This window comes from Sphingobium sp. 15-1 (assembly GCF_013375535.1).
Classification (GTDB): Bacteria; Pseudomonadota; Alphaproteobacteria; order Sphingomonadales; family Sphingomonadaceae; genus Sphingobium; species Sphingobium aromaticivastans.
The window spans coordinates 3,272,659-3,292,753 of the sequence record NZ_JABXJG010000001.1 but is presented as its reverse complement, the minus strand read 5'-3'; the positions used below and the strand labels follow the sequence as shown (position 1 = coordinate 3,292,753).

General features: G+C 65.5%; 23 protein-coding genes. 7 read left to right on the top strand and 16 right to left on the bottom strand.

The features are described 5' to 3' along the window. Nucleotides 1–68: 68 nt before the first annotated feature. Entirely contained in the window at nucleotides 69–710 is a 642-nt protein-coding gene (locus HUK72_RS15785; RefSeq protein WP_176597563.1) for a TetR/AcrR family transcriptional regulator, read from the top strand. A gap of 53 nt (nucleotides 711–763) precedes the next feature. Further along, the gene (locus tag HUK72_RS15780) at nucleotides 764–1,387 is read left to right on the top strand and encodes a response regulator transcription factor (protein ID WP_176597562.1); all 624 of its coding nucleotides are present in this window, start codon (nucleotides 764–766) and stop codon (nucleotides 1,385–1,387) included. Nucleotides 1,388–1,483: 96 nt separating this feature from the next. Here HUK72_RS15780 and HUK72_RS15775 read toward each other — a convergent pair whose 3' ends face one another. From HUK72_RS15775 to argH, 5 genes are read right to left on the bottom strand one after another with little or no spacing between them, the layout of a single operon-like run. Next, entirely contained in the window at nucleotides 1,484–2,437 is a 954-nt protein-coding gene (locus HUK72_RS15775) for a zinc transporter ZntB (RefSeq protein WP_176597886.1), read from the bottom strand. Beyond that, nucleotides 2,434–3,192: a siroheme synthase gene (locus tag HUK72_RS15770; protein ID WP_176597561.1), complete on the bottom strand. Its 759-nt coding sequence runs from the start codon at nucleotides 3,190–3,192 to the stop codon at nucleotides 2,434–2,436. The genes HUK72_RS15775 and HUK72_RS15770 overlap by 4 nt, the downstream gene beginning before the upstream one ends. Beyond that, nucleotides 3,192–4,472 carry a diaminopimelate decarboxylase gene (gene lysA, locus HUK72_RS15765; RefSeq protein WP_176597560.1) on the bottom strand — a complete coding sequence of 427 codons (1,281 nt, stop codon included), beginning with the start codon at nucleotides 4,470–4,472 and terminating at the stop codon, nucleotides 3,192–3,194. The genes HUK72_RS15770 and lysA overlap by 1 nt, the downstream gene beginning before the upstream one ends. A 30-nt stretch (nucleotides 4,473–4,502) precedes the next feature. Then, entirely contained in the window at nucleotides 4,503–4,766 is a 264-nt protein-coding gene (locus tag HUK72_RS15760; RefSeq protein ID WP_176597559.1) for a hypothetical protein, read from the bottom strand. Then, nucleotides 4,766–6,145, bottom strand: a complete 1,380-nt coding sequence (gene argH / locus HUK72_RS15755) for an argininosuccinate lyase (RefSeq protein ID WP_176597558.1) — start codon at nucleotides 6,143–6,145, stop codon at nucleotides 4,766–4,768. Before argH ends, HUK72_RS15760 begins: the two co-directional genes overlap by 1 nt. Nucleotides 6,146–6,188: 43 nt before the next feature. On the opposite strand from argH, the gene HUK72_RS15750 reads away from it, so the two are divergent. From HUK72_RS15750 to HUK72_RS15735, 3 genes are all read left to right on the top strand, one after another. Continuing rightward, a complete protein-coding gene (locus HUK72_RS15750; RefSeq protein ID WP_176597557.1) occupies nucleotides 6,189–6,776 on the top strand; it encodes a TlpA disulfide reductase family protein in 588 nt (195 codons plus the stop codon). Nucleotides 6,777–7,141: 365 nt separating this feature from the next. Beyond that, complete coding sequence (locus HUK72_RS15740; RefSeq protein ID WP_176597555.1) at nucleotides 7,142–9,766, top strand: TonB-dependent siderophore receptor; 2,625 nt, start codon at nucleotides 7,142–7,144, stop codon at nucleotides 9,764–9,766. Between the two features lie 61 nt (nucleotides 9,767–9,827). Next, nucleotides 9,828–10,235, top strand: a complete 408-nt coding sequence (locus HUK72_RS15735; RefSeq protein ID WP_176597554.1) for a RidA family protein — start codon at nucleotides 9,828–9,830, stop codon at nucleotides 10,233–10,235. A 261-nt stretch (nucleotides 10,236–10,496) separates the two neighbouring features. Here the strand turns inward: HUK72_RS15735 and HUK72_RS15730 are convergent, their stop codons facing one another. The 11 genes from HUK72_RS15730 to HUK72_RS15680 all read right to left on the bottom strand — a co-directional run bounded on the left by HUK72_RS15730 (nucleotide 10,497) and on the right by HUK72_RS15680 (nucleotide 18,492). After that, a complete protein-coding gene (locus tag HUK72_RS15730) occupies nucleotides 10,497–10,892 on the bottom strand; it encodes a hypothetical protein (protein ID WP_176597553.1) in 396 nt (131 codons plus the stop codon). A 94-nt stretch (nucleotides 10,893–10,986) separates the two neighbouring features. Next, nucleotides 10,987–11,571, bottom strand: coding sequence for a hypothetical protein (locus HUK72_RS15725; RefSeq protein ID WP_176597552.1), 585 nt, complete (start codon nucleotides 11,569–11,571; stop codon nucleotides 10,987–10,989). 24 nt (nucleotides 11,572–11,595) lie between these two features. Beyond that, entirely contained in the window at nucleotides 11,596–12,162 is a 567-nt protein-coding gene (locus tag HUK72_RS15720; protein WP_176597551.1) for a demethoxyubiquinone hydroxylase family protein, read from the bottom strand. Next, entirely contained in the window at nucleotides 12,159–12,644 is a 486-nt protein-coding gene (locus HUK72_RS15715) for a disulfide bond formation protein B (RefSeq protein ID WP_176597550.1), read from the bottom strand. Before HUK72_RS15715 ends, HUK72_RS15720 begins: the two co-directional genes overlap by 4 nt. A 225-nt stretch (nucleotides 12,645–12,869) precedes the next feature. Continuing rightward, nucleotides 12,870–14,219, bottom strand: coding sequence for a S41 family peptidase (locus HUK72_RS15710; protein ID WP_176597549.1), 1,350 nt, complete (start codon nucleotides 14,217–14,219; stop codon nucleotides 12,870–12,872). A gap of 277 nt (nucleotides 14,220–14,496) precedes the next feature. Beyond that, nucleotides 14,497–14,676, bottom strand: a complete 180-nt coding sequence (locus HUK72_RS15705; RefSeq protein ID WP_176597548.1) for a Trm112 family protein — start codon at nucleotides 14,674–14,676, stop codon at nucleotides 14,497–14,499. After that, a complete protein-coding gene (locus HUK72_RS15700) occupies nucleotides 14,673–15,281 on the bottom strand; it encodes an LON peptidase substrate-binding domain-containing protein (RefSeq protein ID WP_176597547.1) in 609 nt (202 codons plus the stop codon). Before HUK72_RS15700 ends, HUK72_RS15705 begins: the two co-directional genes overlap by 4 nt. Nucleotides 15,282–15,295: 14 nt before the next feature. Continuing rightward, the gene (locus HUK72_RS15695; RefSeq protein ID WP_176597546.1) at nucleotides 15,296–16,207 is read right to left on the bottom strand and encodes a tetratricopeptide repeat protein; all 912 of its coding nucleotides are present in this window, start codon (nucleotides 16,205–16,207) and stop codon (nucleotides 15,296–15,298) included. Between the two features lie 190 nt (nucleotides 16,208–16,397). After that, on the bottom strand, nucleotides 16,398–16,811 hold the full coding sequence (locus HUK72_RS15690; protein WP_369805995.1) for a DUF2141 domain-containing protein: 414 nt from the start codon (nucleotides 16,809–16,811) through the stop codon (nucleotides 16,398–16,400). A 17-nt stretch (nucleotides 16,812–16,828) separates the two neighbouring features. Then, the gene (locus HUK72_RS15685; RefSeq protein WP_176597545.1) at nucleotides 16,829–17,557 is read right to left on the bottom strand and encodes a sterol desaturase family protein; all 729 of its coding nucleotides are present in this window, start codon (nucleotides 17,555–17,557) and stop codon (nucleotides 16,829–16,831) included. 44 nt (nucleotides 17,558–17,601) lie between these two features. Next, nucleotides 17,602–18,492 carry a prephenate dehydratase gene (locus HUK72_RS15680; RefSeq protein ID WP_176597544.1) on the bottom strand — a complete coding sequence of 297 codons (891 nt, stop codon included), beginning with the start codon at nucleotides 18,490–18,492 and terminating at the stop codon, nucleotides 17,602–17,604. A 187-nt stretch (nucleotides 18,493–18,679) separates the two neighbouring features. Here HUK72_RS15680 and HUK72_RS15675 point away from each other — a divergent pair, with 187 nt between their 5' ends. After that, nucleotides 18,680–19,312: a cytochrome c family protein gene (locus HUK72_RS15675; RefSeq protein WP_176597543.1), complete on the top strand. Its 633-nt coding sequence runs from the start codon at nucleotides 18,680–18,682 to the stop codon at nucleotides 19,310–19,312. Nucleotides 19,313–19,345: 33 nt separating this feature from the next. After that, nucleotides 19,346–19,930, top strand: a complete 585-nt coding sequence (locus HUK72_RS15670; protein ID WP_176597884.1) for a GNAT family N-acetyltransferase — start codon at nucleotides 19,346–19,348, stop codon at nucleotides 19,928–19,930. Nucleotides 19,931–20,095: the final 165 nt, after the last annotated feature.

The window sequence follows — 20,095 nt, the reverse complement described above, 5'->3', positions numbered from 1 at the left end:
TGAAATTGGCCTTTGCCCCTGATGCGAATCCTTGTCAACAGAAATAGCGTACTATATGGTACGATTTCATGACAGAACCCGCTCCCCCGATCAGCCGCCGAGAAGCGCGCCGCCGCGAACGGCGCAAGGCCATATTGGACGTGGCGTCGCGGTCCTTCCTGGAAAATGGCTATGCCGCGACCACCATGTCGGCCATCGCGGCGACGCTGGGCGGGTCGAAGGGGACGTTGTGGAGCTATTTCCCCTCCAAGGAAGCGCTGTTCGCCGCCTGTCTGGATGATGCGACCACCGCCTATATCGCGCGCCTGGCCGAACTCCTCGATCCTGACGGCGACCTTGGGGAAACCCTGCGCAGGCTGGGACTGAACATGCTCTCGAAGATCACTTCGCCCCACAGCATCGCCCTGCACCGGCTGGTCGTATCGGAATCGGGGCGCTTTCCCGAAATGGGCGCCATCTTCTACGAACATGCGCCCGGCCATACGCGACGGCTGATCGCGGAATTTTTGGAAAGGGCCATGGATCGCGGCCTTCTGCGCCGGGCCGATCCGAACCTGGCGGCGCGCACTTTCACGACGCTGATGCTTTCGGGTTGCCACCAATCGCTCATCTGGGGACAAATCGGGCGGGCCACGCCAGAGCAGATCGAGGCCGATGTCGACCATGGGCTCGACTGTTTCATGCGCGCCTATGCGCCGGATACGCGTTAACCATTTCTTTGCGCCCCAATCCTATGCTGCGCGGTGGCAAGAGGTGGGACGTCATGCAATTCTGGAAACGCGACAGCATCAGCAGGCCGAAACCGGCACAGGCTTCGGAAACCACGCGCGCGGCCCGGCGATTGCGCCTTTTGCTGGTCGATGAGGACGCCACCTCCCGGACCGTGGTGGCGCGGCGCTTGTCGCATCTGGGCTATGACGTGGCGCTGGCGGAAAACGGCTTCACCGCGCTCAACATGCTGGTGACGCGGCCGGTGGACATCATCCTGATCGACATGGGCCTGACGCTGTTGCCGGGCCTGACGACCATGCGGAAGATCCGCGCCGCGGGCCTGGCCGACAATGCCTCATTCGTCATGATCGGCGGGCGGCAGGACAGAGTGTCCGCCGTCGAGGCGCTGGACGCCGGGGCCGACGACCATGTGGTGAAGCCGTTCGACTTCGACCTGCTGGATGCGCGGCTGCGCCATCTCTGCGCGCGGGCCGAACAGGTCGGCGCGCTGACCCGGCATAATGCCGAGCTGGACGCCCGGATCGCCCGCCGCGCTCTGGAACTGGGGGAAACGCGCGACGCGCTGGCGGAAATGCAGGCGGACCGGGCGCGGCTGGTGTCCTCGATCCAGGCGCTGCATGACGAGATTGCGCGGCTCAACGCGGCGCGGAATTAAGGTCGAAAGCCGTCATCCCAGCGGATGCTGGGATCTCGTGAGGCCATGCCGTGCCCTATCGCCTGAGATCCCAGCTTGCGCTGGGATGACGGAGAATCACTTCAACCATTGCGTCGCGGCGAACCAGCCACTGATGCCGACCGCCATGGCGACGCAGACCCCGACCACGCCCCAAAAGGCCCAGGGTTCATGGGCATAGGGAATCCCATCCACATTCATGCCCAGCAGGCCGGTCAAGAAGGTCAGCGGCAGGAAAACCAGCGCCACCACCGAAATGATCAGCGCCTGCCGGTTCATCTGTTCGGCGCGCAGGTCGGTCAGCTCTTCATGGGCGAGCGCCGACCGTTCGCGCACCGCCTCCAGTTCCTCGGCCATGCGGGCGCAGCGGTCGGCGGCTTCCTGCAAGTGCAGCCGGTCGTCCGGCTCCAGCCAGGGCGCGTCGGCGGCGGACAGTCTTTCCAGCGCCTGCCGCTGCGGCGCGATGAAGCGGCGGTAACTGATCGCGGTAGCGCGGATTTCCGACACGCGCCGCCGCGCCTCGGCCGGGCCATGTTCGGTCAGGGCGCTTTCGATCTCATCCAGGCCATCGCCCAGATCAGCGACTTCAGGGTCGAGCGCTTCGGTTATCTGCTGCGCGAAGGCGGCGATCAGGTCCCCCGGATCGCGAATCCTGCCCGCCAGCATCTGCGCCGTCACCGGCTGCATCGCGGCGAGCGGGCGATAGCTGACGGAGATGACCCGCGCCTGTTCGGCCCACAGGCGGATCGACACGAGCGGATCGCCCACCCCGTCCTCCGCCGCGCCCAGCCCGCGCAGATTCACCAGCGCGCCATGCGCCATCAGCGTGCAGCGGGGCCGGGTCTCCTGCGCCAGCAGCGCCGACAATGCGGCTTCGGGCATATGGTCGCAGCGGGCTGCGACGGCCCGGGCGTCCTCCCGCCAGCCGTCGGCATGGACCCAGCTAAAGGGTGCATCCTCGGTACGGGCGCAGAAATCCTCCAGCGAGATTTCCTGCGCCTTGCCGCCGTCGAAGAGGAAGACGCGGCTTATGGCATCATCTCCAGCCAGAGCGACAGGCCTTCGCCCGGCTGAACGGGCAGCGCGCTTGTCTCGATCCGCACGGCGTCGGCGCGGGCGCGGTCGAGGATGGCGGCGGGCACGTCGGGCGCATGATAGACGCGATCCGCCTCGCCCAGCAGGCGGGCGGCGCGCAGGGTCAGATCGTCGGGATCGGCGGATAGCAGGGAGATGGTTTCCAGCCGGTCGGCCGACACGTCCGCACCATGGGCCAGCCAATCCGGCACGGCAGCGGTAGCCTTGTCCGACAGCGGATCGATCGGCCCGCCAGCCGCCAGCCCGGCATCGATCGCCCGCCGCCTCGCCGCCGCGTCAGGCCAGCGCGTCCGGATCGCACCCCGCGCATCATGAAGCGCCGTCGCCAGCGCCCCCAATCGCGCCGGCAGCAAAGCCTCGATCCGTTGCCTGAGCGCCTTGGCCAGCCCGGCCGAAGCGCCGCCCGTACCGACGGCGATCAGCACCGGCGCCCGATCAACAATCGCGGGCAAGGTAAAATCGCACAGGTCCGGCCTGTCGGTCGCGTTCACCAATATGCCCCGCGCCTGAAGCCGGGCCACGGTCGCCTCATCTCCGTCCGAGACGATGGCGAGCGCAGCCTCATCCGCCTCGCCCACGATATGCGCCCCCGCCCGTTCGAGCAGGCGGCGCTTGGCCTCCGCCGCCTCGCCTTCGCCGGTCAGGATGACGGCCCGCCCTTGCAACCGCAGGAAGACGGGCAGGCTGTCCATCAGTCCTGCACATCCTTTGATGCTACCCAGGCCGGAATGCTGTCGCCCTCGATCAGCGCCTGGATCGGCGGGCGGGCGCGGACCACGGCCCATTTGTCGCCCGACACCAGCACTTCGGGGGTCAAGGCGCGGCTGTTATAGGTGCTCGCCATCGTCGCGCCATAGGCGCCCGCGGTCATGAAGGCGACCAGATCGCCCGCCCCCACCACATCCATGTCGCGGTGCATGGCGAAGGTGTCGCCCGTCTCGCAGACCGGGCCAACGACATTGGCGGCGGCGCGGTCGCCCTTGGGATGCACGGCGCGGATGTCGTGCCAAGCGTCATAGAGGCTGGGGCGCAGCAGATCGTTCATCGCCGCATCGACGATCACGAAAGGCGCCTGCGCGCCCTGCTTCACCCGCACCACCTGCGACAGCAGCACGCCCGCATTGCCGACGATCAGGCGGCCCGGCTCGAACATCAGGCGGACGTTCCAGCCCTGCGTCACCTTGGTCACCATCGCGCCATAGTCGGCGGGGCTGGGCGGCAGCGGCTGCGAGGGATCATAGGGCACGCCCAGCCCGCCGCCGAGGTCAGCGGTGCGGATGTCATGGCCTTCGCCACGCAGCTTCTCGATCAGCGCGCCGACCTTGATGAAGGCGGCTTCCAGCGGATTGAGGTCGGTGAGCTGGCTGCCGATATGGACCGCCACGCCCTGCACATCCAGGCCGGGCAGATCGCGGGCAGCGGCATAGCTGGCCAGCGCCCGGTCATAGGGAATGCCGAACTTGTTCTCCGACTTGCCGGTCGAGATCTTGGCGTGGGTGCCCGCGTCGACATCGGGGTTGATGCGATAGGCGACCGGGGCTTTCCTGCCCATCGACAGCGCCACTTCGGAGAGCATTTCCGCTTCAGGCTCGCTCTCCAGATTGAACTGGTAGATGCCCTGCTCCAGCGCGATGCGCATTTCGTCCGCCGTCTTGCCGACGCCGGAAAAGACGATGCGGTCAGCCGGAATGCCCGCCGCGATGGCGCGCAGCAACTCGCCCGCCGACACCACGTCCGCGCCGAGGCCAAGCTTCGCGAGCGTCGCCAGCACAGCGGCGTTGGGATTGGCCTTCACCGCGAAGGCGATCAGCGGATCATTAAGCTGCGACAACCCGTCGCGGAACACGCCGACATGGCGAGTCAGCGTCGCGGTCGAATAGATATAGACGGGCGTGCCGACCTGCGCCGCGATCTCCGCCATCGGCACCTGCTCCACCAGCATCGCGCCGTCGACATAGGTAAAATGGTCCAAGTCAGTCTATCCTAGAAATCTTCGCTAAAATCAGCGGGGGTCGCTCTCGGGCGGCAGGTCGAACGGATCGTCGCCGCGCACCTTCGACTGGGTCAACAGTTCGACGTTCCGTTCCGGCCGCGCCTGGATCGTGGGCGTGGTGAGTTGGGCCGCGGTGGGCGCCGTCGCCGCGCCCACCGGCACGGCTGGCAGGCGCTGCCCCTGCACCGGCTTCAACGGCTGACGGCCGCCGCAGGACGCCAAAGCCAGCGCCAGCGCCGCCAGCGCAACTCCCTTGGCGATCCATGCCGTCATCACTTCTTCTGCCCTTTCGCGTCGTTCCGGGCCTCAGCGATCCGCGCCCGCACCTGATCGGGCGCGGTGCCGCCATGGCTCCTGCGGCTGGCGACCGAGGCGTCGACCGTCAGCACCGCATAGATACGCTCATCGATCCGCGCATCAATGGCCTTGAGCGTTTCCAGCGGCAGATCGGCAAGCTGCACGCCCGCCGCCTCCGCCGCCGCCACGGCGCGGCCCGTGATGTGATGCGCCTCACGGAAGGGAATATCGCCCTCCCGCACCAGCCAGTCGGCCAGATCGGTCGCGGTGGCGAAGCCGCTCTCCGCCAGCCCGCGCATCCGGTCGGTGCGGAACGTCACGGTTTGGATCATGCCCGTCATCGCCGCGATGGACAGGCCCAGCAGGTCATGCGCCTCGAACACCGGCGGCTTGTCATCCTGCATGTCCTTGGAATAAGCGAGCGGCAGGCCCTTCATCGTCACGCAAAGCGCGTTCATGCAGCCCATGATCCGCCCGGCATGGCCACGCACCAGCTCGGCGGCGTCGGGGTTGCGCTTCTGCGGCATGATCGAGCTGCCCGTCGAATAAGCGTCGGGCAGCTTGACGAAGCCGAAGGGCTGGCTCGCCCAGATGATGAACTCTTCGGCCAGCCGCGAGAGGTGCAGGCTGCACTGGGTCGCCGCCATCAGATAATCGAGCGCGAAGTCGCGATCCGACACGCTGTCGAGACTGTTGTCGGTCGGCTTGGCGAAACCGAGCGCCGCCGCCGTCGCATGGCGGTCGATCGGGAAGCCCGTCCCCGCCAGCGCCGCCGCGCCCAAGGGACATTCGTTCGACCGCTCGCGCGCATCGGCAAAGCGGCTGCGGTCGCGGCGAACCATCTCATAATAGGCCATCAGATGATGACCCAAAGTCACCGGCTGCGCGGACTGGAGATGGGTGAAGCCCGGCATCACCGCGTCGGCATGTTCCTCGGCGCGGGTCAGCAGCATCGCCTGCAAGCCTTCCAGCCCCGCCTCGACCTCATCGATGGCGTCGCGCACCCAGAGGCGGAAATCGGTCGCCACCTGATCGTTGCGCGAGCGCGCCGTGTGCAGCCGCCCTGCCGCCGGACCGATCAGCTCCGCGAGGCGCGACTCCGTGACCATGTGGATGTCTTCCAGGTCCAGATCGACCGGTACGCCGTCCGCTTCATATTCAGCGGCGATGCGGTTCAGCCCCTCGGTGATCGCCTGCGCGTCCTCGCCGTCGACGATGCCCTGCTTGGCCAGCATCGCGACATGGGCCTTCGATCCGGCGATATCCTGTTTCCACAAGCGCTTGTCGAAGGGGATCGACGCATTTATCTCCCGCATGACCGAAGCCGGACCGGCCGCGAAGCGTCCGCCCCACATGCTGTTGGAGCTTTTCCCCGTGCGATCTTCCTTACGCTGCGTAATGACACTGCTCCTGCTGGCTGGCCTTGGCGCGTGCGATAAGCAATCCCCGCCCGCCGGGCAAGGCCCGAACGCCACCAGCGGCGAGGCGACGGGGCCTGGGCAGAGCGACGCGCCGGGCAACGGCGGCGCGTTCAGCTACACGCTCGACAAGTCCAAGGCCGGCACCCCCGCGCCCGACTTCACCTTCCAGAACCCGGACGGCAGCGACGCGAAGCTCAGCGATTTCGCGGGCAAGCCGATGCTGGTCAATCTCTGGGCGACCTGGTGCGCGCCCTGCGTGGCGGAAATGCCGACGCTGGATGCCGTGGCGGCGGACTATGGCAAGAAGGGGCTCGCCGTCCTCACCATCTCGCAGGACAGCCAGGGGGAGACGGTGATCAAGCCCTTTTTCGAAAAGCATCCGCTGCCGCATCTGAAGGGCTGGATCGACCCGGAAAACCAGTTTGGCTTCCATTACAATACCGGCATGCTGCCCACGACCGTCATCTATGACGCGCAGGGCAAGGAAATGGTCCGCGTGGTCGGCGCGATGGACTGGACCAGCAGGGAAGGCCGCGCGCTGATCGAGGCGGCGATGGGGAGTTGACGCCATACCCGTCCCCACTCGTCATGCTGAACTTGTTTCAGCATCCATTGTGCCTCTAGGAGCCTTGGTCGCCTGGGGAGAAATGGATGCTGAAACAAGTTCAGCATGACGAGTAGAGGCAAACTTGGCTAAAACGAACTTCCGTCAAAAATCCGCCATCCGCCTTGCTTGCAAAATGCGCAGCGCCGCATGCGCCCTTATCAATTGCCATTTCGCCCCGCAGCATAGCAATCTGGTATGATTTTCTCCTAGAAATAAAGCGGAAATATTTCACTTTGCTATCATTTTGTGCAGCGCAATAGAGGTTTCACCCCCGTTGTTCGTTGATCCCCCTGTCATGAATAAATGCAAAACAGGGGGCATAGATGACAAGATTATCCGCTCTTCGACTTTCACTTGCGCTGGCATCGTCCTGGTCGGCTTGCGCGATGGCGCAGGAAGCGCAAACCGCGCAGGCCGATGAAGGCGCCGCCATCATCGTCACCGGCACCCGCGCCGTCGGCATGCAGGCCGCTGAAAGCGCCGCGCCGATCCAGGTATTGAGCCAGGAAGCGATCAGCCACGTCGGCCAGCCGAATCTCAACCAGGTACTGACCCAGATCGTCCCGAGCTTCACCGCCCAGACGCAGGGCACCGATCTTTCCAGCTTCTCGCTCTCCGCCCGTCTGCGCGGCCTCAGCCCCAACCACACGCTGGTGCTGGTCAACGGCAAGCGCCGCCACGGCAACGGCATCCTCCAGGTGATCTCCGGCGCCTTCCAGGGTTCGGCGGCGCCCAGCATCGACCTGATCCCGCCGGACGCCATCGCCCGCGTCGAAGTGTTCCAGGAAGGCGCGGCGGCCGTCTACGGCACGGACGCGATCGCGGGCGTCATCAACTTCATCCTCAAGGACAATAACGAAGGCGGCAGCTTCAAGGTCACGGGCGGCCAATATTATGACAGCGAGGGCGAGCTGTTCTCCGTCTCCGGCAGTATGGGCTTCAAGCTGGGCGAGGACGGCTTCTTCAACCTCAGCCTCTTCCACCGCCGCCAGGATTACACCACCGTCGGCACCGGGCAGGTGCAGATCACCAAGCCGGACGGCACGCTTCAACCCAACACGCCCGCCCAATGGTCGAACCTGGCCGGCGACGCGCTGTCGGGCATCAATGGCGGCCAGCCCAAAACCTATCTGACCGAAGCCTTCTACAATATGGGCTATGATTTCGGCGGGATCGAACTCTACAGCTTCGGTGATTATGCCCGCCGCATCGGCTATGCCAAGCAGGGCTATCGCCATCCCAAGCGCATCTGCTACGAAACCGGCAATCTGGGCGGCAGCATCACGCCCGCGGCCTATAATCCCAACATCTGCTATGGCGACACGGGCACCTGGGGCATGGTTCCGCTCCAGCATGTGATCGAGGACGAATATAGCTTCACCATCGGCGCCAAGGGCGATTTCGGCGGCGACTGGAATTACGACATCAGCACGACTTACGGTTATCAGAAGGACGACATCTGGACCGAAGCGTCGGCCCATCGCGAAGTCTGGCAGGAAAGCTATGCCGCCTCCCTGCAGGGCATCGGCAAGCCCAATACGGTGGACAAGGCCTATGACGGCGGCTTCCGCCTGAGCCAGACCACCGTCACCGCCGACATCCGCAAGGAATTCGAAGTCGGTCTGGCCGGGCCCCTCACCTTCGCATTCGGCGGCGAATATCGCCGGGATACCTATGAGATCGTCGCGGGCGATTATTATTCGACCTACAAGACCGGCGTTCAGTCCTTCCCCGGATATAAGGCGACCGACGCGGGCAAGTTCCGCCGCAGTTCGCGGGCGGGCTACATCAACCTGATCGCGGAGCCGATCGAACATTGGTCCGTCGACCTTGCCGGCCGTTACGAGGATTATACCGACTTCGGTGACACAACCATCGGCAAGATCACCACACGCTACGACTTCAGCCCCGCCTTCGCGGTGCGCGGCACGGTCAGCACCGGCTTCCGCGCGCCGACGCTGGCGGAGCAGAAATATTCGACGATCAACGTCGGCCCGACCAGCGCCGTCGCGCAGCTTCCCGCCGGCACGCCAGCCGCCGCGCTGCTGGGCTTTGGCAGCCTGAAGCCTGAAAAGTCGAAGAATTTCTCGGCCGGTGTCGTGCTGCGTCCGGTGCCCAAGCTGGCCGTCACGGTCGACGGCTATATGATCAAGATCAAGGACCGCATCACTGGTACGGCGGCCCGCAACGCCGTCCTGAACGGCGTGCCGCAGCCGGGCGGGGCGCAAATCCTGAACGCGCTGAACGCCGCGGGCATCGTCCTCGACAGCGCGCTGTTCACCAGCGGCACGATCGGCGTGTCGAGCTTCACCAACGGCATCGACACCCGCACCTGGGGCATCGATTTCTCTGCCGCCTATCCCGTCGCGCTGGACTTCGGCACGCTGAACCTGTCGCTGACGGCGAACTACAACAAGACGAAGATCACCAACAACAAAGTGGGCTATCCCATCTTCAACGCGGCGTCGGAAAGCAATATCGAACGCTCCAACCCCGATTATAAGATCGTGGCCGGGGCCTTGTTCAAGAGCGGCAAATTCTCGCTCAACCTGCGCGAGACCTTCTATGGCAAGACCAGCGTGCTTGTCCGCCCGGCCTTCACGCCCGCCGGGGGCTTCATTCCGAATGGCGGCTTCCTGATCGCGGACGGCGCCATCGTGAACGGGGTGAACGCCAACCAGCTCTATTTCAACGGCGTGGTCAAGGCGACCGCGCTCACCGATCTGGAGGCAAGCTACGACTTCACCGATTCCGTCACCTTCTCGGTGGGCGCGAACAATCTGTTCAACAAGCGGCCTGAAATCCCCGCGCTGATGCAAGGCGTCACGCCGGGCGCGGGCGTCTCGCCCTATATCAACGGCGCCGGGGCCTATAACAGCTATTATGGCCACGGTCCCTACAGCACGTCGGGCGGCTATTATTACGCCCGTCTCGACTTCAAATTCTGAAGCGTCACGAAGGGAGGGCCGGTCCGGACAAGGACCGGCCCTTTTCATGGGGAATATGCATATGAAGAAATGGCTCGCCTTGCTCCTCGCTCTTGGCGCCGCGCCGCTGGCGGCCCAACAGCCGCCGCTGCCCTTCTCCCCTGCGGTGCGGGCAGGCGACACCCTCTATCTTTCCGGCCAGATCGGGCAGGTGCCGACCGGCATAGACCCGCATAAGGAAGGCTTCGACGCCGCCGTGCGCAACTCGATGGATTCGATCGGCAAGATATTGAAGGATAATGGTCTCGACTTTGGCCATGTCGTCAAATGCACGGTGATGCTGGACGATATGGCGGACTGGCCGCGCTTCAATGAAATCTATGTCAGCTATTTCCAAGGCAAGCGGCTGCCCGCCCGCAGCGCTTTCGGCGCGGACGGGCTGGCAAGGGGCGCTCCGTTGGAGATCGAGTGCATCGCGAGCTTCAAATAGGCGAAGGCCGTCCGGCTTTTGGGCCGCGTGGACAAATTCGGAATGTCGGGGAATGGCCATCTGCTGCCATTCAGCGATACGTGCTCCTGCGAAGGCAGGAGCCTAGTTCAGACGGTTCGAGGACTTGCTGAGGGCAGGACTGGGCTCCTGCCTTCGCAGGAGCACGTTTTGCTTCAAGGAGCGGACCGTCCGCCAACCACCCAAATCACTCAGTCCGGCGAGTCTCGAATTTATCCACGCCGCCTAGAGATGGCGGGCCGCTCAAGGCTCGCCCTTGGACTCCTGCATCCGCCGCTCTGCGAACCATTGCTCCAGCGCCTTGGCGGTGCAGCCGGTGAAGCCGTTGCTGCCGATGGCGGAGCAACTGCCCGGCAGGGTCTGCCGCTGGACCTGCTCCATGGTCGCGACCTGGCTGCCCCAGCCAGGGCCGCCCGCCGGTTCGGGCTTTTCACGCAACTTCTTGGGAATGCGATAGCGTTCGGATTCGGGCTTGCGGGCGCAGACGATGATCTCGTCTCCCTCGCCCTTGGGGCAAGGGTCATCGCCATAGACGACCAGGTTGAAGATCTTCTGCGGCGGTTCGGCATGGGCCGCGCCGCCCAGCGTCAACGGAGCGAGCGCGACGGCGGCGAGTGACAGGGCAGTAAGGAGACGCATTGATCCATATTCCTCGTTCGTCCCCTGTTTCCGCCGTCCGGATTGCCCGGTTTCCGGCAGCCTTCTTCCAGACGCCGCGCGGCGCCCAATGCCGTCACTGCGGCGGCGTCGTTTCCTGCGGCGCGCCCTCAGCCGGGCTTGGCTGCTGTTGCTGGGCCGCCTGCGCCTTTTCCTCGGCCACGGCCTGCGCCTCGATCGCCTTGCTCTCCGCATCGATGGTGGAGAGGCGCCGGGCCCGTTCCGCCTCGACCAGATCCTTCCAGCTCGCATTGTCCGCCGCCTGCCGTTCTGCCTTGGCGAGCCGCGCCAGTTGCGCAAAGCAGCCGGTCGCGCCGCCGCCGCCGACCGGGGAGCAGCTTTCGGTGCCGCTGCGGCCGACATATTCCATCGACTTCACCCGCTCGCCCCAGGCCTGGTGGCTGGGCTGGTTGGGGTCGCCGCGCAGCGGTTCGGGGATGCGATAGCGCTCCTCCTCGCCCTTGCGGGCGCAGACGACGATGTCGCTGCCCTGGCTTTGCGGGCAGGGATCGTCGCCATAGACGATGACCAGATTGACACGTTCCGACCCGGCCTGCGCGGCGGGGGGCTGGTCCTGCGGAACGCTCGGCCCCTGTTGCGCCATGGCGGGGAAGGCAGCGCCCAGCGCAAGCATGGCGGCGATCAGGCTGGTCTTCATCATGCTTCTCCTCAGATACGCTTCGCCTTAGATATGCTTAGAAAGGGCGATGGCGGCACGACAGCCCAATCTGATGACGCCCGACAATAAGGGATAGACCGGAGCCTGCTCCGCGCCATGGGCGATGGCGGCGTCGCGATGCTCCACTTCCTCCGCCTGGAAATCCGCGATGGCGGTGGAGAGTTCCGGATCGTCCTGCCCCAATGCCTCAAGCTGCTCGGCATAGTGCCGGTCGATTTCGGTCTCGATCGCGGCGGTGCATGCCATGGCGGCGCGCGGCCCGATCGCCGCCGTCACCGCGCCCAAAGCGAAACCCGCCACGTTCCAGATCGGCTGCAACGCCGTCGGCCGCACGCCCCGGCGCGCGATCATCGCGTCGAAATGCTTGCGGTGCCGCTCCTCTTGCGCCGCCATGCCGGCGATGACGCGGGAATCGGGATGGCGATCGCCCATCACGGCAAGTTGACCCGCATAGATGCGGGTCGCGCCGAACTCGCCCGCCTGGTCGACGCGCAGCATGGAGGCGCGCTGGGCGTCGGTCACGCGACGGCCGGGGCGGGGGAAATTGGGACGCGGAGAATCTTTTGCGCTCATGCCTTGCGCCCTTTCCTGAGCAGCAGCACCAAGATGAGGAGCGCGGCCGCCCCCGACAAGAGGCCGTTATAGCCCGCCATCGAAATGCCGAACAGGCTCCACGGCGCAACGTCGCAACGGGTGATCGGCGTCGCCATGATCTGGTTGAGGATGTCCGCCGAACTGCCCCCCGTCGGGCTGGTCGAACAGGCGGTCAGCCCTTGCCACCAGCCATATTCGACCCCGGCATGGAACAGGCCGATGCCGCCGCCTATGCCGATGGCCAGGCCCGCGAGGCCGGTGAACAGCGCGCTGATGCAGGCCTTGCCCCGCGTCGCATAGGCGATCAACGCCAGCGGGATCGCGGCCATATGGGCATAACGCTGCCACCAGCACATTTCGCAGGGGTGCAGGCCGCCGAGATATTGGAAGGCATAGGCCCCTCCCAACATGGCGAGGGGTACGATCAGCGCCAATGCGCGGGCAAGGGGCAGGCTTTTCATAGCGTTCGCTTAAACCGTCCCGTGGCTTTCGTCATGCTGAACTTGTGTGGTGAAAGGGAGCGGGGAAGGTTCTATCCGCTTTATGTAACGTGCTCCTGCGAAGGCACTCGAATGAGACGAGTGGCTCATGAGAGCCCAGTCCCGCCCAATGAAAAACCGGGCAATATCCGAACTGGACTCCTGCCTTCGCAGGAGCACGTTGGTTTGTGGGGGTCGCCCTCGCTATCAGCGCGTCGCGGGCTTCCGGGCGGGGGCGGCTTGCGCCACCGCAGCCCCCGGCCTAGCCGCCAGACGAGCAATCGTCTTCAAGGCATAGTCGAGCTGGAAGTCCTCGACCCCCTTCTTCTTCAATTCCTCCGCCGTGGCGGCGAAGCGCGGATCGTCCTTGCTATCCTCTTCCAGCGCGGCGTTGTCCGTCTTGATCTCGTTGATCAGGTGCCGGCGCAGGTCGCTCTCGCGGAATTTCGGCCGGTTCTTGTAATCGGGGTCGCTGAGCTGCGGCACCCGCACATCCGGCTCGATCCCGCCTTCCTGCACGGAGCGGCCCGACGGCGTGTAATAGCGCGCCGTCGTCAGCTTGAGCGCGGTCGTGTTGCTCAAGGGGAGCATCGTCTGCACGCTGCCCTTGCCGAAGCTGCGCTCGCCCATCACCAGGGCGCGATGCTGGTCCTGAAGCGCGCCCGCGACGATTTCGGAGGCCGAAGCCGACCCCGCATCGACCAGCACGATCATCGGCAGGCCCTTCGCGTCATCGCCGGGCTTGGCATAATAGCGCTCGACATCGCCCTTTTGACGGCCGCGCTGCGACACGATCTCGCCGCGTTCCAGGAAGGTGTCGCTGACCGACACGGCTTCGTCCAGCAGGCCGCCAGGGTTGGAGCGCAGGTCGAGGATATAGCCGGTCGGCTTGCGGCCCAGCGACTTGTCGATGCTGCGGATCGCCTGGCGCACGTCGGCGCCGGTATTGGCCGAGAAGCTGACGATGTTGATGACGCCGATGCCGTCCTTCACCTCCCACTTCACCGGTTTCAACTGGATGATCTCACGCGTCAGGGTCAGGTCGATGGGTTTGTCGCGGCCGGGGCGGACGATGGTCAGCTTGATCTGCGTGCCGGGCGCGCCGCGCATCTTGTCGACCGCCTCGTCCAGCGTGCCGCCATAGATAAGCTGGCCGTCGAGATGGGTGATATAGTCGCCCGCCTTGATCCCCGCGCGCCAGGCCGGCGTGTCCTGCGTCGGGGCGATCACCTTGACCGCGCCGTCCTCCTGCGTGACGGAGAGGCCGAGGCCGCCATAGCTGCCCTCCGTCTGGGTGCGGAGGTTCTGGAAATCGCGGGCGTCGAGGAAGCTGCTGTGCGGGTCCAGGCTGGCGAGCATGCCGTCGATGGCGCCCTTGATCAGCTTTTCGTCGTCGACCTTCTCGACATAGTCGCTGCGGACTTTCTGGAACACGTCCATGAACTCGTCGAGCGCCTTGTAGCTGCTCGCTTCCCCATCAGCGAGCGCCGCGGTGGTGGCGGGAATGAGCGCGAGCGCGCCGAGGGCAACGGCGCCCCGGAAGAAATTGGATTTCATGCTTGTCCTGAGTCCTGGCATCGAGGGAACAGTATAGGGCATTTCCGTGCAGACGCAAAAAGCTTGGTTGGATGGGGGAGTTGGAGCGGGGCGGCTAGGCAATGGCGATCGATGGCCAGTTGCGGGCATTAACCCTTCGTCACCCCGGACTTGATCCGCGGTCCCGCTGCATTTTTCAGGCGCGCCCTCAAGAAAAAAAGCGGGACCCCGGGTCAAGCCCGGGGTGACGAATAAGGAAATGGCAGAAAACCACCCCAAAAATCATTACCAGCCTTAATCACTCTCCGAGAGCCCGCGCCTCACGCGCCACCAGCACCGGCACGCCGTCGCGCACCGGGAAAGCCAGCCCCGCCGCTTCCGACACCAGTTCGCCCCGCTCCGCGTCCCAGCGCAGCGGCGTGCGCGTCACCGGGCACAGCAGCTTGGCGAGCAGCGCCGGGTCCAGCGCCCCGCTCATTGCATCGTGCCTCCGCCGTCGCGTTCGATCCGCCCGACGATCTGCATGAGCTGGATGATGCGGTCCGCCCGCTCGTTCAGCGTGTCCGCTTCCAGCAGCGTCTGCTTGGCCGCCGGATCGAACGGGACGATCTGCGCGATCCCATTCACCAGCGCCATGTCGTCCAGCCGCGACACCGCCGTCCAGTCCACCACATAGCCCAGCGCATCGGCAAAGCGCCGCGATTCCTGCTCCAGCGCCGCCCGCTCGACGGCGGAGAGGATTTCATCCTCTTGCGCAATCGGCTCCACATCCGCCTCGATCTGGCGGAAGGCGGTCGGCACGTCCAGTTCCCTGACCACGCGGAACCGCGCCAGCCCTTTGAGCAGGATATTGTAGCGCCCGCCCTCCAGCGCCTCGATATGGGTGATATGGCCCAGGCAGCCGACATCGAACAGGGCAGGCTTCACCCCTTCCTCGCGTGGCTGGATCATGCCGATGCGCCGGTCCCGCGCCATGGCGTCATGGATCATCGCCTGATAGCGCGGCTCGAAAATATGCAGCGGCAATTCCATGCCCGGCAGCAGCAGCGCGCCCGGCAGAGGAAAGATCGAGATGCGCGACATGACTCCCGCGCCGGTCAGGAGAAGAGGATCTGGGAGAGCTTGCGCCGCTGCCCCGCGACCCAGGGGTCTTCCAGCCCGGTCGCCTCGAACAGCTTGAGGAGCTGCGCCCGCGCCGCGCCGTCATTCCACGCCCGGTCGCGCCGCACCAGTTCCAGCAACTGCTCCGCCGCCCCGTCGCGGTCGCCATTGGCCATCAGGCCGCCCGCCAGTTCGAAGCGCGCCTCATGATCGTCGGGATCGGCGGCGACCTTCGCCTCGACGCCGGACAGGTCGGCCACCGGCTTCGCATCCCGCGCCAGGGCGATCGCCGCGCGGGCGCGTTCCACCGCCTGATCCTTCGCCACATCGGCGGGCAGAGCGGCCAGCGCCGCCTCCGCCTCGTCAAACTGCCCCAGCGCCACCAGCGCCCGCGCCGCGCCCGAAGCCGCATCGGCATTGTCCGGCACCATCTGTCCGATCTGCTGGAACACGGACAGCGCCCGCTCCGCCTCGCCGCCGGTCAGATATTCCTCGCCCATGGCGATCAGCGGCGCGATCTCCTCAAGCTGCGCCTTCTCCTCCGATTCGATCGGCAACTGGCCCAGCAACTGGTCGAGATATTGCTTGAACTGCCCCTCGGTCCGCGCCTGGCTGAGATCGGCCACCGGCTGGCCCTGGAACATGGCGTAGACGGTCGGGATCGACTGGACGCGGAACTGGGCGGCGATGAACTTGTCCTCATCGACGTTGATCTTGACCAGCTTGACGCCCTTGGCCGCATAGTCGGCGCAGACCTTCTCGATCACCGGGGCGAGTTGTTTGCAGGGGCCGCACCATTCGGCCCAGAAATCGACGATCACCAGGCTGGTGCGCGAAGGCTCCACCACATCGCGGCGGAATGCCTCCACCGATGCCTTGTCGGCCTCGCTCAGTCCAAGGGTCGCCACTTCTCTTATCTCCTGCTGCAAACGCGGTTGCGAACCGCCCTCATACAGCGCCTTATGTGGGGCGTCACCCCATAGGAACAAGGGAGATCAGCCGGAGATCAGAAGCCGATCGCGCCGGTCCGCCGATCCCCCGATCCGGCAATGGGAAATGATGGACGAAGCGGCATGATCGCCCGAAATCCCGCACGTCCTAGAGGAAATATTTGACCTTGATGTCCTGCCGCACCGCCGCGCCCGCCATGGCGAACTGCGCCGATCGGAAGCTGGGCGCGCCGAAGCGGATCGCCGGATTGCGGGAAAAACCCACCCCCTCGCGCGGAATGCCGACGAAGGTGTCCAGCTTCCCATTGCCATTTTCGTCATGGATGATGGCGATGGCGTAGGTTCCCGGCTCCATCCGGCCCAGCGCGACGACGCCGGACGTCACCGGCACGGTGAAATGCAGTCCCTCGGGATCGTCGCGGCAATCGGGAAAATGCGCCGCCTGCCGCGTGACGCAGATCAGGAAATTCCCCTTGGCCGACCGCAGGCCCTGCACGTCCATGCTGAGCGGCTGCGCCTGATCCGGCGGCGCGGCGCCCATGATCAGCGGGACTGCCGCCATCATCGCTGCCCTGACCTTCACGCCCGTCCTTCCCCAAAATGGCCCAATCCCCTGTCGGTCCCGCACAGCCGGTCCCAGAAGCGGAAATAAAGCCCGTAATTGCACGCATATTGTTCATGATGCCGCTGATGATGGCTGGCGGTGATCAGCCAGCGCCCGGCCAGACCCTGCACCAGCCAGCGCGGAAACATCTCCCACCCCATATGGTTGCTGACGCCCATCACCGTCATGATCGTCAGCACGACGCCCAGCGCGCCGACATGGATCGGGATCAGGAAGACCAGCGCCGGGATCACCACGGCACCAGTCACCGCCTCCCAGGGATGGAAGCTCATCGCCGCCCAGGCTGTCGGCGGGCGGCTGGCATGATGCACGGCATGGGCGATCCGAAACGGCCGGGGCCGGTGCATCCAGCGATGCGTCCAGTAGAACCAGGCGTCATGCGCGGCGAGGTAAAGCAGCACGGACAGCGGCAGATACCAGAGCGGAAAGGCATGGACATCGGCATAGACCCGCGTCCAGCCATGCGCCTGCCAGCCCCAGGCGACGACGCCCGCGGGCACGCCATAGATCAGCGCGGACGCCAGCGACCAGGCGATTTCCCGCCGGATCTGCCGGTCCAGCCCGGCATAAAGGCCCGGCTTGCGATAACGGGTCGCCAGCGCGAAAGCCCCGCTCGCCAGCAGATAGCGCACGCCCACGATCAGGCTCATGGCCAGGGCGGACAGAAGGATGGCGGCCAGCATGGTGCGACCATAGGCAGTCCGGAGCCCGCCGTCACCCGCGGCTTTCAGGTGCGCGGCCGCGCCTGCCGGTAGCTGCCGAGTATCCGCACCCATTTGGTGTGGAATTCCAGCTCCGCCAGCGCCCGGTCGATGGCCGGATCGCCCGGCATCCCCTCTATGTCGCAGTAGAATTCCGTCGCGGCGAAGCTGGCGCCGCGCTGATAGCTTTCCAGCTTGGTCATGTTGACGCCGTTGGTCGCAAAACCGCCCATCGCCTTGTAGAGCGCGGCCGGGATATTCTTCACTTCGAACAGGAAGGTCGTCATCACCGGGCCCACGCCCGCCAGCGGCATCTTCGGCTCGCGGGACAGCACCAGGAAGCGCGTCATATTGTCGTCGCTATCCTCGATATTCTCCGCCACCAGGCGCAGGCCATAGAGTTCCGCCGCCAGATAGGGCGCGATCGCGCCTTCGCCGGGCACTTTGGTTTCCGCGACCAGCGCCGCCGCGCCCGCCGTATCGGCATAGGAAACCGGCTGGATGCCCCGCTCGCGCAGATAATGGCGGCACTGGCCCAGCGCCTGCGGATGGCTGACCGCGCTCGTCACCGGCGCGGTGTCGGCGGCCATCAGGCAGTGCCGGATGCGCAGGAAATATTCGTCGACAATGTGCAGCCCGGATTCGGGCAGCAGGAAATGCATGTCGGCCACGCGCCCGTGCAGGCTGTTCTCGATCGGGATGATCGCCCGCGCAGCGCGCCCTTCCCGCACCGCGTCGATCGCATCCTCGAACGCGAAGCAGGGCAAGGGCACGCAATCGGGCGCGTAATCCAGCGCGGCAAGGTGCGAATTGGCGCCCGGCGCGCCCTGGAAGGCGACGGCGCGCGCGGGATCGACGGCGGCCTTTGCGGCAAGATCCGCGACCAGATCGCGGGCGGGGGCGGGATAGTTTTCCATCGGCGTTAGCGCGCTTATTCACTTCACCGTGCCCGCGCAAGCATCCTGTCGGGACGCAAAGCCATGAAAAAGCGTGCGCGAACCCGTTCAACCCGGCTTGCACGTTCGCACTTGCGCCATTATGGCAGCGCGCTAGAGGGGACGCGACACAAGCGGCCAGAACAGAAATCCAGGGGAATTCGAGCGAATGGGCGATCGTTTCAACACCGCTGCCGGTTGGGCTTTGTTCGCGGGCATCATCGCACTGGGCGGTGCCATCGTCAGCTCCAAATTCTTCCATGAAGAACGGCCCGAGAAAATGGGCTACGCCATCGAAGGCGTCGAGGCGGAAGGCGCGGGTGGCGCTGCCGCCGGTCCCGGCCTCAACACCCTGCTCGCCAGCGCGGACGTCGCGGCGGGTGAGAAGGTGTTCGCCAAGTGCGCGGCCTGCCACACCGTCAATCAGGGCGGCGCCAACGGCATCGGCCCGAATCTCTTTGCCACGGTCGGGGAACCAGTTGGCCAGGGCAAGGGCGGCTTCGCTTTCTCCGACGCGCTCAAGAGCAAGGGCGGGAACTGGACCTTCGAGGCGCTGGATCACTGGCTGACGAGCCCGCGTGAATTCGCGCCGGGCACCAAGATGACCTTCGCGGGCCTGGGCAATCCTGCCGACCGCGCGAATCTTATCGCCTGGCTGAACACCCAGGGTTCGAACCTGCCGCTGCCCGCCGCCGATGCGGCTCCGGCCGCCGCTGGCGACAATGCCGCTCCGGCGGAAGGCGCCAACGCTGCGTCCAATGCGGCCGAGGCTCCTGCCGCCAACGCCGCCGCTGGCAAGTAAGCGCTGACCAGCGACGCCATTCGGGTCGAGGATCTGACGGGCGCGGCCTTGCTGGCCGCGCTCGACGCGTTGGCGGAGCTGCGCATCACGGTCTTCCGCGCCTTTCCCTATCTTTATGACGGATCGGGGGAAGCCGGGCGCGCCTATGAGCGCGATTATCTCACCGCCTATGCGAACAGCCCCGGCGCGCTGATTGCCGGGGCTTATGCTGGCGACCGGCTGGTCGGCGCCGCCACCGCCGCTCCTATGACCGACCATGCCGCGGAATTCGCCGCTCCTTTCCGGACATGCGGCATGGACATCGGCCAAATCTATTATTTTGGCGAATCGGTGCTGCTGCCCGAATGGCGCGGGCGCGGCATTGGCCACGCCTTTTTCGACCGACGCGAGGCCAAGGCGCGGGAACTGGGTTTCGCCATGACCAGCTTCTGCGCGGTCGTCCGGCCGCCGGATCACCCGGCCCGTCCCGCCGGCTATGCGCCGCTCGATCCCTTCTGGCGCGGGCGCGGCTATGCGCCGGTCGAGGGGCTGGTCGGCCAGTTCGACTGGAAGGATGTGGGCGACGACGCCGAAACCAGCCACCCCATGCAATTCTGGGTGAAGCGCCTCACGCCTTGATCGAAACGCGTGCCTGACGCGCTGGCGCTTTGCAGGAAAAACCGACATTTCCCCTTTTCGTCACCCCGGACTTGATCCGGGGTCCCGCTTTTTCTCTTGAAAATGCGCGTGGAAAAGGCAGCGGAACCCCGGATCAAGTCCGGGGTGACGAATGTGGCAATGTTG

Coding starts and splice junctions, on each gene's coding strand:
- HUK72_RS15675 (WP_176597543.1), top strand. CDS start 18,680: ATGGGCGATCGTTTCAACACCGCTGCCGGTTGGGCTTTGTTCGCGGGC.
- HUK72_RS15705 (WP_176597548.1), bottom strand. CDS start 14,676: ATGAGCGGGGCGCTGGACCCGGCGCTGCTCGCCAAGCTGCTGTGCCCG.
- HUK72_RS15785 (WP_176597563.1), top strand. CDS start 69: ATGACAGAACCCGCTCCCCCGATCAGCCGCCGAGAAGCGCGCCGCCGC.
- HUK72_RS15780 (WP_176597562.1), top strand. CDS start 764: ATGCAATTCTGGAAACGCGACAGCATCAGCAGGCCGAAACCGGCACAG.
- HUK72_RS15725 (WP_176597552.1), bottom strand. CDS start 11,571: ATGATGAAGACCAGCCTGATCGCCGCCATGCTTGCGCTGGGCGCTGCC.
- HUK72_RS15680 (WP_176597544.1), bottom strand. CDS start 18,492: ATGGAAAACTATCCCGCCCCCGCCCGCGATCTGGTCGCGGATCTTGCC.
- HUK72_RS15690 (WP_369805995.1), bottom strand. CDS start 16,811: ATGGCGGCAGTCCCGCTGATCATGGGCGCCGCGCCGCCGGATCAGGCG.
- argH (WP_176597558.1), bottom strand. CDS start 6,145: ATGTGGGGCGGACGCTTCGCGGCCGGTCCGGCTTCGGTCATGCGGGAG.
- HUK72_RS15750 (WP_176597557.1), top strand. CDS start 6,189: ATGACACTGCTCCTGCTGGCTGGCCTTGGCGCGTGCGATAAGCAATCC.
- HUK72_RS15710 (WP_176597549.1), bottom strand. CDS start 14,219: ATGAAATCCAATTTCTTCCGGGGCGCCGTTGCCCTCGGCGCGCTCGCG.
- HUK72_RS15715 (WP_176597550.1), bottom strand. CDS start 12,644: ATGAAAAGCCTGCCCCTTGCCCGCGCATTGGCGCTGATCGTACCCCTC.
- HUK72_RS15735 (WP_176597554.1), top strand. CDS start 9,828: ATGAAGAAATGGCTCGCCTTGCTCCTCGCTCTTGGCGCCGCGCCGCTG.
- HUK72_RS15685 (WP_176597545.1), bottom strand. CDS start 17,557: ATGCTGGCCGCCATCCTTCTGTCCGCCCTGGCCATGAGCCTGATCGTG.
- HUK72_RS15740 (WP_176597555.1), top strand. CDS start 7,142: ATGACAAGATTATCCGCTCTTCGACTTTCACTTGCGCTGGCATCGTCC.
- HUK72_RS15760 (WP_176597559.1), bottom strand. CDS start 4,766: ATGACGGCATGGATCGCCAAGGGAGTTGCGCTGGCGGCGCTGGCGCTG.
- HUK72_RS15770 (WP_176597561.1), bottom strand. CDS start 3,192: ATGGACAGCCTGCCCGTCTTCCTGCGGTTGCAAGGGCGGGCCGTCATC.
- HUK72_RS15730 (WP_176597553.1), bottom strand. CDS start 10,892: ATGCGTCTCCTTACTGCCCTGTCACTCGCCGCCGTCGCGCTCGCTCCG.
- HUK72_RS15700 (WP_176597547.1), bottom strand. CDS start 15,281: ATGTCGCGCATCTCGATCTTTCCTCTGCCGGGCGCGCTGCTGCTGCCG.
- HUK72_RS15720 (WP_176597551.1), bottom strand. CDS start 12,162: ATGAGCGCAAAAGATTCTCCGCGTCCCAATTTCCCCCGCCCCGGCCGT.